Here is a 13927-nt window from a genome sequence, read left to right as displayed (position 1 = left end):
ATGATCTTGCTTAATTTCTATTATATGAAGTAGTTAAATATGTGTAGGTATCTGGAGTTATCGTGGCGATTCATACAGTACTTGGCCTGTCAGGGACAGATCGTAACCGGATATAGCCTGTAGTTCTTGAACGAACTTCTCCGAACGAATAATGGTCAGCAACTCGTGAAGCCATAGCTTGCTGCGGTCATTCTTCAATATGACCAAGTCGTAACGTTCTTGCGTGAGCGGGATAAAATCGACGTGTTCCACAATGGCTGCGGCGCGGGCGGTTCCGACCCCAACATCAGCTTCTCCCGCAGCTACCTTGGAAGCGACAGAAAGATGGCTGGTGTGAATGTTATCATATCCGCTAACGCTGCTTGGCAGGATACCATTCAGTCGCAGCTGCTCATCTAGCAATACACGCGCCCCCGAACCAACCTCTCGATTGGCCAGCCTGAGACCGGGGCGGCCCAGTTCTGTCCAATTCGAAATGCCATGAGGATTGCCCCTCCCCACATATATTCCCGCAGGACGGCTTAACAGATTGACCACGATATAGGGCATGCCAATGAGTAAGCGGCGGATATAGGGGAGATTGTACTCTCCGCTGTCTCCATCAAGAAGATGCGTGCTGACAATATCCGCTTCACCTCTATACATGCTGATCAAGCCTTCGAGACTCCCGACATGAGAGCGCAAAGGGCGCAGTCCCGGCATTCGCTGCTCCAGATGACTGGATAGAATGTCCAGACTGATATCCTGGCCTGTCAACACGGGGGCGCCACTGATTCGTTCTGTGGTGATTGGAGCGGCCTGAGCCAGCATCGCATGCTGCTCACCTGCTCCCTTGGCTTTACTGCGCTGCTTGTAGGCGTCCAGATCGGCAGCGTCAATTCGCATTTGCTTGCCCACCCGATAAGAGAGAATTTCTCCCTTCTTGATCAGATCGTAGACGGTCAGCTTTGATATTTTGAGCAATTGAGCGATTTCTTCCGTAGTGTAGGAGATATGTTGAGACATGAGTGAGTCCTCCTGTTCCGTGTCCAAATTCGATATTGCCATTGTAGCATATGGAAGCAGAGAAGACGGAAGGGGGAATGTTATTTACAGAAGCAAATAGCGATAGGTATAATGCTAAATAGTTATATTTAAATATAAATAGATATAACTAGTTATTGAGATGAGGAGAATGAATGAAATGAAAAGAAAAGCTTTTGCACTTATGATGGCGATTGTAATGGTAGCCGTATTGGCTGCCTGCGGGAAAAATAGTGCTGACACGAAGGTAGAATTGACGATTTCTGCGGCAGCCAGCTTGACTGATGCGCTGAACGAAATGAAAACGAGTTATGAGAAAGAGCACCCAGGCGTCACGCTTCTGTTCAATTATGGAGCTTCCGGTTCGCTGCAACAGCAGATTGAGCAAGGAGCACCGGCGGACTTGTTCCTGTCTGCTTCAAAGAAGAACATGGATGCTTTGGTGGAGAAAGGGCTTATCGATGCCGCTGATCGCGTCAACTTGCTGTCTAACGAGCTTGTTCTGGTGACGCCAGAAGGTAAGGGAGATAGTCTGGGCAGCGTGCAGTATTTGCTGTCGGATTCCGTGAAAAAGCTGGCAATTGGCATACCGGAGAGTGTGCCGGCTGGAGCTTATGCGAAGGAAGCTCTGACGAACGCTGGTCTGTGGGACCAGCTTCAGGAGAAGTCGGTACAGGCTAAGGACGTTCGGCAGGTGCTTCAGTATGTAGAGACAGGCAACGTGGATGCGGGCTTTGTCTACCGTACGGACGCTCTGCAAGCGGAGTCGAAGACAGACATCGCTTTTGCGGCGGATCCGGACAGCTACGCGTCAATTCTGTATCCAATCGGCATCATCAAGGCGACTAAGCATGAGAAGCAAGTCCGTGAATTGTACACCTATCTGCAGACCGAAGAGGCGCTGAATCTGTTCGTGAAATACGGTTTCAGCCTGCCGAAGCAGCCTTAATGAATTGGCAATCGTTCTGGCCGCCAGTCGTTCTGTCACTGCAGGTAGCGCTGGTCGCAAGTGTGATTGCTGCAGTGGCAGGCATTGCTGCTGCCTGGTGGATGTCTAGAAGATCGTTCCGGGGAAAGATCATACTGGAGACGGTTTTTATGCTCCCGCTTGTACTGCCGCCTACAGTAGTAGGATTCCTGCTGCTCGTTCTATGGGGCAGGCAAGGGGTGTTGGGGCGTGCGGCGGAGTGGATATTCTCCGCTCCGGTACTCTTCTCGCCATGGGCGGCTATTATTGCCTCAATCGTAGTGGCGTTTCCGCTGGTGTACCAAACGATGAAGGTCGCGCTGGATTCGGTGGATAAGAATCTGGAGGATGCTGCGAGATCAGCGGGGGCAGGCGAGTGGAACGTTTTTCGCTATGTGACGCTTCCACTGACAATGCGGGCGGTGGTGACTGCGTATATTCTCGGCTTTGCCCGCAGCTTAGGCGAATTCGGGGCGACGCTGATGATTGCAGGCAATATTCCAGGCAAAACGCAGACGATTCCGACTGCCATCTACGTGGCGGTTGATGCCGGTAATATGGCAATGGCCTGGGCATGGACGGCCGGCATGGTCATCATCTCATTTGTGCTGCTGCTAGCGACGGGCGGTCTTCGGAAAAAACAATAAATAGGGCTCGCCTGGAAACTTTTAGCCCACTTCTGCCGTTATAGAGACGAGGGAGTGAAAGAGATGAAGCGCGGAACGAAGATTGGATTATGGGCAGTATCGGCTGTGGCAGTGATCGTATTGCTGGGATGGGCAGGAGGCAAGTTTCTAGAGGATGGCGGACTGATCCATTATATGCGCGAATTTACTGTGCAAGTAAAGAATAACACGGAGCATGACATTATTATCGTAGAAGCGGGTTTGGTCAGCGGGAACTCCAAAGATATCATTAATCGTACGCTCAAAAGCGGGAAGAGCTTCTCTTTTAAACCTAGTCTTAAGATTGAGGGAGAGAACGGCGTCTACATGAGCCATACCGATCCCGGCGGGAAACTGGTAACGACTAGCATATGCGGTTATATGGAGACGCTGTCTGGCACCTCTAAGGTTGTTATAGGCGACGTGGTTACTGTAGAACAGAATTGTTATTAATGGATACATAAACATACAGCCCATCTGTTATGGATGGGCTTTTTTTATTGTGCGCAGGGGAAAGATTCTAATGCGGGTGAGAGGGGTAGTTTTCATCTAGCAGTTGCGTAATCAATAGAGAGAAGCTGCAAAATGAATGTTTGTAAAAATATATGTAACCTAATTAATCATTAATCCGTTTAAATACTATCAACATATTTTACAAACGAAGGGAATGGTTAGGATGGTAAAAATCAATCGTTTCTCAAAAACAACAATTAGTCTCATGCTCGCAATTGTACTTATCATGGTCCCACAACTCGCTGCCGCCGGAGAAGCAACCGTACCACAGACCTCTCCACCCCCTATGATGGTGCAACCTATGGCTGTTTTTGACGGCTATACTTATTTGCATTCTTCGACTGCAGATCTAACAATCAGTACTAACCTTACTGCAACAGTTTCAGCTACCACGCATGCTAGAACGGCCGTAGCAGAGGTTGGAGCGTCTATACAGCTACAGGAATGGAATGGCTCTAGCTGGATTAATCTTGTGCCGGTATCAGCCTATTCTTCGAAGAATACAAATTGGTCATTCGGTGGGATGAACAAAAGCGTTCGAAGCGGCTACTACTATAGAGCGAAGGTAACGCATTTCGTGAAGCATAACGGTATTACGGAGTCAGCGATTGAATATTCGGAGACGATCATGGCTCAGTAATTGATTTGAATAAGTCTACTCTACTTCAAAAAAAGGAAGGGCCAGGCATTGAATCCCGGTCCTTCCTTCTTTATTTGGTCATGCTTTCAATAATCTCCTTGGATATAATAAGCGTTTCCTCACGGCTAAGTGGACCTGATACCGATATATGGATGTCATCAATCAAAAATTCTTGGGCAATGTATCCATCGTTTGTTGTGAAAATATAAGTATCCATAGTACCCATTTTTAAAGTTTCAACATGTACAGATGAACCGCCTCCGGATTGAAATACCGAGTTCTCCATTAATCTTTTGAAGGTGATGGTGTAAACAATCCCTTCCTTATCGGTATAGGTGATCACTGCAATACTTGTAGATTGATTGACATTAAAATAAGCAGATATGTCATGCAGTTGATAGCCATCTGCTATATAGGTGATTGTGGGTGTGCGGAAGTCCATATATTGGGAGGCTTCCTCCCACGTTGAGTAAGTGAAACGATCAAATTTTGTGACTGCTGATAAATCGCCCTCGTTAGAGTGTGTTGTTGAATTAGTTTCGATATAGCCAGGCGGCGGTGGTGTTTTGGGTACAGTCTTTGATGAATTAGGTTGACCAAACACAATTCGAACGACATCGTCCTTGATGGTGACGACGGCTTGGAACAAGGGCTGGAAAGCGTTTGACGCAGTAGGGGTACCGAACAGAAATGCCCCAAGAAGAAAAGAGGCGGCAACGTAAGGCAATGCTCGTAGCTGTGATTTTCTGCGTTTCCTCTTGGCAAGCTGCTTCTGAAGCCGCTCCCAGGACAGCTCAGGACTCGGGGTGAAAGGATGCTTCTGAACACTCTCATCAAAAGCTTTATCAAATAACTGATCGAATTCTTCTTTGTTCACCCTAGTCACCCCATTTCTTGGAGAAAGTTCGTTTCATCGCTTCTCTTGCCCGATATAGTTTATACTTTACTCGCTCTTCGGTCGTCTCCAGCTCGGTTGCTATTTCTCGATAACTGAGATCTCTTTTCCATCTTAGCTCGATCAAAGCTCTGTATTCCGGACGCAGTTCGTTGAGACATTGACTGATCGTCTCTGTCATGAGCTTGATTTCTACTTCCTTCTCGAGCGAAGTCATCTCCGTGGACATCGGTGCGCTCTCATTTATATAAACACTTTCCGAATCGATCTCGTTGCGATTTTTTTTCGTTTTTCGAAAATAATTGTACACCATATTCCGTACAACAACTTTAAGCCAGCTCTTCAGCTGAACTTCATTAGCCGCGCGCGGTACACTGTCTATAATTTTAATAAATGAATTTTGGATAATGTCTTCTGTCGCAGCATGATCCTTCACCATATAAATAATAGGAGAGTAAACGAATTGGTAAAACTCCTCGTAAATCTCCTTTTGAAGCTGCGGGCTGAGCGCATGGTAGTTTGCGCCTGACAAGAGGAATAGCTTGCTTTCCACAGGTAATGCGACCCCCTTACGAATGCATATGAAATTCGATTGTTTGGAAGATCATGCCATCCTTGTTTCTTTTGTCATTATACCTTATATACGAACCAATGTATTACAGAATTATTCGACAATAGGGAGGCTCAGACTTGTACTGGGAGGAGAGATGAGTATGCAAATGTTGAATTTCAATTCCTTCTCCGCAAAAAAATCCCCTCCAAGTAAATGTAGTGTGTCTAATCACACTGTTTTACTTAAAGGGGTAGCATTCGATTTAACGGAGATGAGAGTTATTCCATTATTCTGTATGTACTCTTGGCGCTAGTGTAGCAATCGGATTTTTATTCTCAGGCGGGGGCAATATTTTGTGAATTGAGTCATCTTTATGTAGTTGCTTAGTTGGAGTCCCATATATAACCCTCGTAACATCATCCTTTATGGTGATAACAGCATGTAGGAAAGGCTGGAATGCATTGGATACAGTAGGGGTCCCAAAGATCAATGCTCCAAGAATAAAAGCCGCTGCAATATAGGGAAATAATTTGAACATCGAAGTTCTTTTCATTTTATTGTGTCTTTTTTTGGAATATTGTTTCTGGATCTGTTCCCAGGAGGAGGAAGCGTCAGGGACAAAGTGATATAGCCGTACACATTCTTCAAACGCATGGTCGAAGTTTTTATCGAACTCTTCTGTTCTCACACTACCCCTCCATTCGAAAATCAAGCAGTCCCTTTGCAATTTGCAGTAAAGATAACAGATAATGGATTGCGTTCATTATATAAACACGCAGTGAAAGTATTTCGTTGCAGTTGTTTTAAATATTTTCGAAAAAAACGAATGGCATTTATACAGTCTCCATGTTCATTGGAGATGTGATATACAAATTCTTTATAGTAAGAAAAATTATTCGACAAATTTCTGCTACTTTCTTGTAGTTTCGCGTGTTATAGAGATAAATTATGCGAAGAGACGAGCTGCGGGGGTGAATTATGAAGAGATGGGTGCTGCTGTTGCTATTGATCCTCTTTGTGTGTCTACCCATCGTGTACGAGCAGGATGAAGATGATCTGATCCAGGATATGTTGGCTGAAGAAAGCGGTTTTTATCATATCTATGTCTTTTGGGACGATAAAGATGGAGAAGGAACGTCCGTACCCGCATCCATACTGGGACCATTCCATTCCGAGGCGTACCGCCAATCCTTACATATATCGAGACTTCAGATTGTCCTATCCAACCCTGAGTCCCCGAATTACCGTTATGCTAAACTCTTTGATTTGAAGCGCTCCCCTACTTATCTATTATTGGATCATCAAAGAATCTTGCTGGAGACTGTGCAAATTGAGGATATTCCCTCGTTTATAAAAAACGAGGGTGTATTAGGGCTAAGTTCGAAGTGAGAAGCAAGTGGTGGTGCTGTACACTCCAACGAATGACCTAAGAGCCGTTGCAATTCAGGCAGAATCCTGAGTTTGCAACGGCTTTGCTATGGGGAGCGGAGAAGTGGTTCTCTATCTTTTCCTGGAGGGGAGGGGAGTCAGAATGTGCTATAATAACGAACGACATGGTTTGGGTTCGGAAGGGAACGGGGAGATATGGGCAAGCTGGCACCATTTTTGGAGCGCAAGCATAAGGAGCTTGGCGTCCAGTTGAATGAAGTACAGAGACAGGCTGTAGAGCAGGCAGAAGGACCGTTATTGCTGCTGGCCTCGCCTGGATCGGGCAAAACTACGACACTTATTATGCGAATTGGCTACTTGATCGAAGAACTGGGGACGGACCCGGCACGAATCAAGGCTGTTACGTTCAGCAGGGCATCCGCAAGAGATATGAAGGATCGCTTTACTCGGTTTTTCCCTGGGCTGCAGCCGGTTGATTTCTCGACAATTCATAGTCTAGCCTTTGAGATTGTGCGCACACATTTCTACAAGACGAGAACCGCATATGACATCATTGAAGGAGCTCTGGAGATTGAAGAGGAAGATGAGGCGCAAGGAACGGTGAAGCCGCTGCCTCTTCATAAACGAATCATTTTGCGTAATCTATTCAAGGATATCGTTGGCGAAAATGCAACCGATGATGCCATGGAGGAACTGACCACCTATATTAGCTACGTAAAAAATAAAATGCTGCCTCCAGAGCAATGGGCGAGTGCAAAGGTGGATGTGCCGCAAGCTGATCGCATCTTGCATGAATATGAGGCATTCAAGCGCAGCGGAACGCCCAAGCTGCTTATAGACTTTGACGATATGTTGACGATTGCCAATGATGTGCTGGAGAAGGACGGGGCTATGTTGCGCAAGCTGCAAAGCCGCTACGATTATGTGATGACGGATGAAAGCCAGGATACATCGATGGTTCAGCATGCGATTATCGAGAAGCTGGCGATGGGGCATCGCAATCTGTGTGTTGTAGCGGACGACGACCAGTCTATCTATAGCTGGCGAGGAGCGGAGCCATCCTATTTGCTTAGGTTCAAGGATGTGTATCCGGACGCGGTCATGCTGTACATGGTGCAAAACTATCGTTCCTCGCCAGAAATTGTTCAGACGGCAAACACCTTCATCAAGCGTAATAAAAAACGCTACGAGAAAGAAATGTTTACACATAATGCATCTCATGAGCCCATTGCGTTCAAGACGCTTCGTGATTACCGGGAGCAGGCAAAATACGTGGTACGCGAGATTGCGAAGATGGAGAAGCTGTCGGAGGCTGCAGTGTTGTACCGGAACAATTCGTCCTCAATTGCGCTTATGAATGATTTTGACCGGGCCGGTATTCCATTCTATATGAAAGATGCAGACAATCGCTTCTTCTCCCATTGGGTAATCGAGGATGTATTGAACTTCATGCGCATGTCCTATACGGACAAGCGAGCGGATATATTGGAGAACATACACCTGAAATTTAATGGTTATATCAGCAAGCACCAAATGTCCGTGTTGAAGTCGATTGATAACGGAGAGTCGGTCTTCGACAACTTATTGACGATCGTACAGCTTCATGACTATCAGATTAAACCGCTACAGGAAGCGAAAGAGACGTTCCGTGAGATGAATAGCATGCCGCCTCTGCCTGCTATCCGTGTCATTCGGACGCGGCTCGGGTACGAGAAGGCATTAGAGAAGATATGCGAGCGGCTGGGCTTCCGCAAGGAGTATCTGATCGGCATATTGAACACGCTGGAGGATATCGCAGAGGGACTGGAGACGATGGCTGATTTTGCGGCTCGCTTGAAGTATCTGGAGAAGGTGCTCAAGGGGGCGAAGTCGAGGAAAGGCCAAAACGCGGTGACGTTCTCTACCTTCCATAGTGCCAAGGGATTGGAGTTCGATCATGTCTATATGGTGGATTTGGTTGAAGGAATTATTCCGGGCTCGGAGGATGGTAAGAAGGAAGCGAACGGAGAGTCTTCATCTATGGAAGAAGCGGTTCGTCTCTTCTATGTGGGAATGACGCGCGCACGAAAAACGCTGGAGATGGTAACGTATGGGCAACGCGATGGTGAGCAAGCGACGGAATCCTCCTTCATGACAGCGATAAAGGATATCGTTGATCCTGAGCGGATAACGGCTCGTACGACTGCAGCTTCAGAGCGTCGGTCGGCTTCATTTTCAGAAGGAGAGAGCACGCGCGCGCTCAAGGGAATGAAGAGTACAAGCTTTACGGCCAGAAGAGAGCCCATACAGGCAGAACTGAATCCTCATGCCGTCAAAAACCCCGCTGAAGTGACTGTTGGAGCGAATGTGCGGCATCGGGTATTTGGAGTAGGGTGTGTAGAACGTGCCGATAATGAAAGTATCATGATCAGATTCAGTGAAAACAATGTGAAGACGTTAGCTATGGCTATGTGTATGGAAAGAGGGCTTCTGGAACTGGTGTGAGAAGCGGGAGAAATAGGTTATGCGGTTGAACTTTGGCGAATAGGAAGCAATTTGGGGAAAGAAAGAGGGACGGAGCAGGCTGAGGCCTGTTCCGTCCCTTTTCGTTCAATGATTATACTTTGTCCAGATTATGAGCTTCCAGAATGCGGATGACGATAACAGCTGCTTGAGCTCTCGTCAGATCCGCTTTCGGATCAAAGGTCGTGCTGGACTTGCCGATCATGATGCCTTCTTGAACAGCCAGTGCAACTGCAGATTTTGCGTATGCCGCAATATCCTTGGCGTCAGCGAAGGCGTTCAGCTTCGCGATATCTCCAGTTCTCGTAACGCCCAGGTGAGAAAGGACGTTCGACAGAATAACCGTGATGTCTTGACGGCTAATGGAGCTGTCCGGATCAAAGGTTGTTTCGGATTTGCCTTGAATCAGTCCCAGCTTCTTAGCCGCGGCAATATCTCCCGCGTACTTGGAGTTTGCTGCGACATCTTGGAATGGAGCTGTGCCATTCTCAGGCAGGATGCCTAGACCTTTGATGATCACGGAAATGAATTCAGCACGAGTAATGCTGTTGCTTACGCCAAATGTGTCTGTTGTTTTACCATCAAGCAGCAACTTGGCTGCTGCGCGGGCTACGGAATCTTTTGCCCATGCAGCTGTTGCGTCCTTGTACGTAATGTTGGATTGTACGATGGTGTAAATGCTGTTGCCGCTGCGTTTCAGCTCGGCTCTAACCTTGTCAGTAGACGGCTTAGTAAATAGCGTTGGAACTGGACGGAATGTATTCGTTGTTGGGTCATAAATAACGCCCGTCGCTCTTGCCGTATTCACGTCCGCAGCATCCAGTGTAAAGATTCTGCTGAGCGAATGCTTGCCGAAGTTTGTAATTTCCTCCAGCTTGCCATCCGTTGTATATTTCGAAATTTTGAAGTCAAGCGGTTTAACGAGCAGCTTCAGTCCGCTGTCCTGAGCCAATTTCTCTGCAGCTGTAGCTGCATTTGAAGTTGCTGGTGTAATCGAGATCTGTAAATCAACACCTAGCGGAAGCGCATGTGCAGGAATAACATAGGTTACTCCGTTCCAGATAATGGACAATTGAGACGTAGAGTCTTTAGCCGCCAGAGCAGCTACAACATCTTTCGGTAATTCAATTTCAATTGCTTTTGCCTCTTGACCTACTGTGACTCTGAAGGATGCTGAATTAGAATCTGTAATGTTTTGAATTGATGGACCTGCGTCTACGCTAACCACAAGCTTGCCGTCTTTTTCGAAAGCAGAGAATTGAAGCTCACTCTTGTTTGTGCTTGTATCTGGTCCTGGTGATGGAGTGCTTGGTGATGAAGTTCTTGCCTCAATCTTACTAGCTAAAGAATCATCGATGATGCTGTCATCTTTAACTACAATCGCTACAACTTCAATTGTATAAGCCGTATTTGAAGAGAGTGAGCTAAGTGTATAGCTTGTATTATTAGTTGTACCTGCCAACTGTTCATTTAGATATACTTCATAATCTGTTGCGCCAGTAACAGCATCCCATTTGACTTTAATGGAGCTAGTTGATCTGCTTTCTACGGCGAGATTTGCAGGCGGTGCAACACTACGTGTTACCACGTTAATCAAACCTACTCGAGTCGATTCGTCCGTTACTTCATCCTCGCTTAGAGCAGCAGAAGCAATGTAGAAGTCATAAGATTCACCTGGTGTTAAATCTACAAATTTATAATGTGTATCAGTTGTGTATTCAAGTAATTCGTCAAATAAGTATACAGCATACGTATCTACTTCCGGTGCTGCATCCCATTGAACATCAAGGAAATTGTGTCCTCTAGTAACCACTTTAACGTTAGATGGAGGAGTCAAACCTTCTGTTTTAATGGTTGCATTTTTGCTGGCAGGAGAAACCTCAACGATTTTTCCATTGGCTTGTTTAATGGCATAAACATTAAATATATATTCTGTGCCTGTAATCAAGCCTTCGAAGGATGCTTCAGTTTCAGCTCCGTCAGTTGAATCTACATAAGAATGATTAATAAATACCTCATAGGAAGTGGCACCGGCAACGGCATCCCATGTAATTGCAGCTTCCTCATAACCAACGGAGGCTTCTTTTACATTTTGGGGAGATTTCAAGGCATCTGTATTAACCACGCCATCTATTGGCAAGTCCTTAGCTAGCTGTGGAATTAACGTGTTATTTCTATCTCCACTAATATCCCATGACATAACACCTGCAATATCTAATGTTTTTACGAGTGAAGCGGTGTACATCATCGTTGTTTCGTCATTATAGGAAATAAATTTACCTGTGTTCTTATCGAAAACATAAGATACCTTAGATGCAGGGTTCCAGAAATGCTCGTACTCTGCTTTAGTTAAATAATTGTCTTGAATATCATTGAAGTCGAATAGACCTTTATCGCCTTTCCAAGTTCCCTCAGGTATAGATTCGCACATCTGATATTCTCCTGGTTCAGGACAGCCTATCCAGCCTTTTCCGTAGAACGGAACTCCCAAAACTAACTTATGTGTTGGTACCCCGCCGTTAAGATGGCCAACAGCACCGCCCCTTACATTATTACGAGCTGCAGATGCAGCGGGATGATTCTGATCATAATAGATTGGAGAGTTATGATGGGCTAGCAAACTCCAATCTCCACTATAATCATAGGTCATGATATTAATGAAATCTAAATATTGCACAGAATTTGGAATATCCGCATTGGCAATAAACCGATCTGCTTGCAAAGAGGCTATTGTAAGTAGATAATACTCTCCGTCTTCAGATCCGGCAGCATCCAGTGCTTCACGAACTGTTTTCATTAATAATGTGAAATTCACATTATCTTCTGGACTACGAGTATTACCGTCGTCGCCACCCTCAACTGGGTATTCCCAGTCAATATCTATTCCATTGAGATTATAAGTGCGTACGAATTCAACGGCAGATGCTGCAAAAGTTCTTCTGGTTTCTTCTGTAGCAGCCATATTAGAGAAATATTTGGATAATGTCCATCCCCCTACAGAAATAAGGAGTTTAAGGTCTGGATTATTCGCTAAGACAGGTTTCAACTCTTCAAAGTTTTTAAGTGTGAATTCAATATCTGTTAAAACAATTTCCCCGTCATACACATAATCGGACTGTAAAGGAACCTCATCTGTTTGGCAAACAAATGCTTTCGAAGTTATCTTTTTCCAGCATAGATCTGCAAAAGCATAGTTAATATGTGTCACATTTGAGAAGTCCACGTCACCTGGCTTAAGATCTCTGCCAGTGTCTGATCTAGCCCAAGCGGTATAGTAACTTACATTTGTATAATTTGCTCCAGGCACTAATGTAATAGGTGAACTCTTCTCGGAAGCCCATAGGCTGTTTTTAGCTAAAACAGAAATGGAATAGGATTGTCCTTCATTTAAATCTTCCAATACATATCGAATGTCATTAGTTGTAGCAGCAAGCTTGTCATCTACATAAATTTCATATGCAGTTGCACCATGACTTGCAGCCCATGCCAATGCAGCCGATGTACGTGTGGCTGTTACAATTTGTACAGCTTTAGGAGCTTGAAGCTCTCCCCATTTAAACGAAATATTATTACTTTTATCCGATGCTGTTTTTTCTGTACTATTTTGGGCGGCAACTCTAAAAATATTTGTTGTTCCTGGGACCTTATCAGCATTTGTGAATGAATAAACAAATGTGTTGGAGCCATCCCATATACCGTTCCAGCCGGCGTTTGGATAAAAGTCATATCCATCTGCTCCAGGACTGCCCGTCCACTTAAATGTAGCGGATGTTTCAGAGATGTCGGTTAATCTTAAGTTCAGGGGTGCAGCTAATGGAGCTTTTTTGTATTCATCTGTATCTGCTGGGGTTGTAAATTCAATGATATTACTCTTGTGTTTTAATTCGCCCTTGTCACTATCCCATACAATCATAATTTTATATTCAGTTTCTGGTTCAAGTGGAATGGTTCTGGACCAAAAAGTACCCCAAGTAATGTCTTTCCAATAATATTGGCCAGTAGCGGGGTTTATAATGTACTTATAAAAGAATATGTTGTTATCATCTTCATCTGCTCTAAAATCCCACGTAACATCGACTTTGTTATGTGCTAGACTTCCTTCAACTATTTTAAGATTTTGAGGAGCCAAAGGATCTTGATCCGGTATATCTAATGCCAGTTGTGCCAGTTCTTCATTAACTTCTTCTTCCTGAGGCTCTGTTGATTCATTGACAGGTTCAGTTTGTTCCTCTGTCTGGCCTGGCGTTTCATTGTCTGCTGCATAAGTAATGGATTGCAGTAATGGGCTGAAAAGTACAGCCAGCGCCAGGAATACGATAAATAGCATTTTCAATTCTTTCTTGCGTGCTGCAAAGTACACCATATCACCTCATTGTAATAGTCTGTCCTCGCGGCATGACATGTCAGCCGCTGGCAGGTGTTGCGGCGGATCTGATGAGGGTTTCACTCATGATGTTAGATTCGATGTAATAGGGAATGCTGCTTTGTGTGGTTTACTTTCATGGTGTGTGCTAGCCAAGTCTGTACATGCTGCGATCAAGTCGCGAGTTTGGGTCATGTACCGTTGTTGCACGAGTTGGACAGAAGATGTGACTTGTCCTTTTTTTAATGGGGAGCGTTGTGTGATAGCGTTTTCTTTTCTGAGAAGTTTACTCTGGCTAGCAGGTAAAGATGATCCGCTAACGGTTCATCGGATGCTTGCTTCGCCCCTCCTTCCCAATCCTTTTTTAGTGGACTTGCGGTGTTGCTACTCCTATCATGATTCCAAGTTAGAACAAGC

Annotated in this window: 11 protein-coding genes; 6 read left to right on the top strand and 5 right to left on the bottom strand. The window is 45.3% G+C overall.

Annotated features, from left to right (window positions below; genetic code table 11):
• Window positions 1–57 precede the first annotated feature (57 nt).
• The gene (locus DX130_RS22680; protein ID WP_116049280.1) at window positions 58–1005 is read right to left on the bottom strand and encodes a helix-turn-helix transcriptional regulator; all 948 of its coding nucleotides are present in this window, start codon (window positions 1003–1005) and stop codon (window positions 58–60) included.
• A gap of 169 nt (window positions 1006–1174) precedes the next feature.
• Here DX130_RS22680 and modA point away from each other — a divergent pair, with 169 nt between their 5' ends.
• The 4 genes from modA to DX130_RS22660 all read left to right on the top strand — a co-directional run bounded on the left by modA (window position 1175) and on the right by DX130_RS22660 (window position 3808).
• On the top strand, window positions 1175–1972 hold the full coding sequence (modA, locus tag DX130_RS22675; protein ID WP_116049278.1) for a molybdate ABC transporter substrate-binding protein: 798 nt from the start codon (window positions 1175–1177) through the stop codon (window positions 1970–1972).
• Window positions 1972–2637, top strand: coding sequence for a molybdate ABC transporter permease subunit (gene modB / locus DX130_RS22670; protein ID WP_116049276.1), 666 nt, complete (start codon window positions 1972–1974; stop codon window positions 2635–2637). Before modA ends, modB begins: the two co-directional genes overlap by 1 nt.
• Window positions 2638–2700: 63 nt before the next feature.
• On the top strand, window positions 2701–3108 hold the full coding sequence (locus DX130_RS22665; protein WP_116049274.1) for a hypothetical protein: 408 nt from the start codon (window positions 2701–2703) through the stop codon (window positions 3106–3108).
• Between the two features lie 361 nt (window positions 3109–3469).
• A complete protein-coding gene (locus DX130_RS22660; protein WP_116049272.1) occupies window positions 3470–3808 on the top strand; it encodes a hypothetical protein in 339 nt (112 codons plus the stop codon).
• A gap of 70 nt (window positions 3809–3878) precedes the next feature.
• Here DX130_RS22660 and DX130_RS22655 read toward each other — a convergent pair whose 3' ends face one another.
• From DX130_RS22655 to DX130_RS22645, 3 genes are all read right to left on the bottom strand, one after another.
• Window positions 3879–4685, bottom strand: coding sequence for a DUF4367 domain-containing protein (locus tag DX130_RS22655; RefSeq protein ID WP_116049271.1), 807 nt, complete (start codon window positions 4683–4685; stop codon window positions 3879–3881).
• A gap of 1 nt (window position 4686) precedes the next feature.
• Entirely contained in the window at window positions 4687–5256 is a 570-nt protein-coding gene (locus DX130_RS22650; protein ID WP_240644659.1) for an RNA polymerase sigma factor, read from the bottom strand.
• Between the two features lie 286 nt (window positions 5257–5542).
• Window positions 5543–5944: a hypothetical protein gene (locus tag DX130_RS22645; RefSeq protein ID WP_116049268.1), complete on the bottom strand. Its 402-nt coding sequence runs from the start codon at window positions 5942–5944 to the stop codon at window positions 5543–5545.
• Window positions 5945–6234: 290 nt separating this feature from the next.
• Here DX130_RS22645 and DX130_RS22640 point away from each other — a divergent pair, with 290 nt between their 5' ends.
• Both DX130_RS22640 and DX130_RS22635 read left to right on the top strand, forming a co-directional pair.
• Complete coding sequence (locus tag DX130_RS22640) at window positions 6235–6645, top strand: hypothetical protein (RefSeq protein ID WP_116049266.1); 411 nt, start codon at window positions 6235–6237, stop codon at window positions 6643–6645.
• A 195-nt stretch (window positions 6646–6840) separates the two neighbouring features.
• The gene (locus tag DX130_RS22635) at window positions 6841–9129 is read left to right on the top strand and encodes an ATP-dependent helicase (protein ID WP_116049265.1); all 2289 of its coding nucleotides are present in this window, start codon (window positions 6841–6843) and stop codon (window positions 9127–9129) included.
• A gap of 112 nt (window positions 9130–9241) precedes the next feature.
• On the opposite strand, the gene DX130_RS22630 is transcribed toward DX130_RS22635, so the two are convergent.
• The gene (locus DX130_RS22630) at window positions 9242–13510 is read right to left on the bottom strand and encodes a glycosyl hydrolase family 18 protein (protein WP_116049263.1); all 4269 of its coding nucleotides are present in this window, start codon (window positions 13508–13510) and stop codon (window positions 9242–9244) included.
• Window positions 13511–13927 lie beyond the last annotated feature (417 nt).

Source organism: Paenibacillus paeoniae, from assembly GCF_003388735.1.
Classification (GTDB): domain Bacteria; phylum Bacillota; class Bacilli; order Paenibacillales; family Paenibacillaceae; genus Pristimantibacillus; species Pristimantibacillus paeoniae.
The sequence above is the reverse complement of the archived record's forward strand: the minus strand, read 5'-3'. Positions and strand labels throughout refer to the sequence as shown.

Coding starts and splice junctions, on each gene's coding strand:
- DX130_RS22665 (WP_116049274.1), top strand. CDS start 2,701: ATGAAGCGCGGAACGAAGATTGGATTATGGGCAGTATCGGCTGTGGCA.
- modA (WP_116049278.1), top strand. CDS start 1,175: ATGAATGAAATGAAAAGAAAAGCTTTTGCACTTATGATGGCGATTGTA.
- DX130_RS22680 (WP_116049280.1), bottom strand. CDS start 1,005: ATGTCTCAACATATCTCCTACACTACGGAAGAAATCGCTCAATTGCTC.
- DX130_RS22635 (WP_116049265.1), top strand. CDS start 6,841: ATGGGCAAGCTGGCACCATTTTTGGAGCGCAAGCATAAGGAGCTTGGC.
- DX130_RS22640 (WP_116049266.1), top strand. CDS start 6,235: ATGAAGAGATGGGTGCTGCTGTTGCTATTGATCCTCTTTGTGTGTCTA.
- modB (WP_116049276.1), top strand. CDS start 1,972: ATGAATTGGCAATCGTTCTGGCCGCCAGTCGTTCTGTCACTGCAGGTA.
- DX130_RS22660 (WP_116049272.1), top strand. CDS start 3,470: ATGGCTGTTTTTGACGGCTATACTTATTTGCATTCTTCGACTGCAGAT.
- DX130_RS22630 (WP_116049263.1), bottom strand. CDS start 13,510: ATGGTGTACTTTGCAGCACGCAAGAAAGAATTGAAAATGCTATTTATC.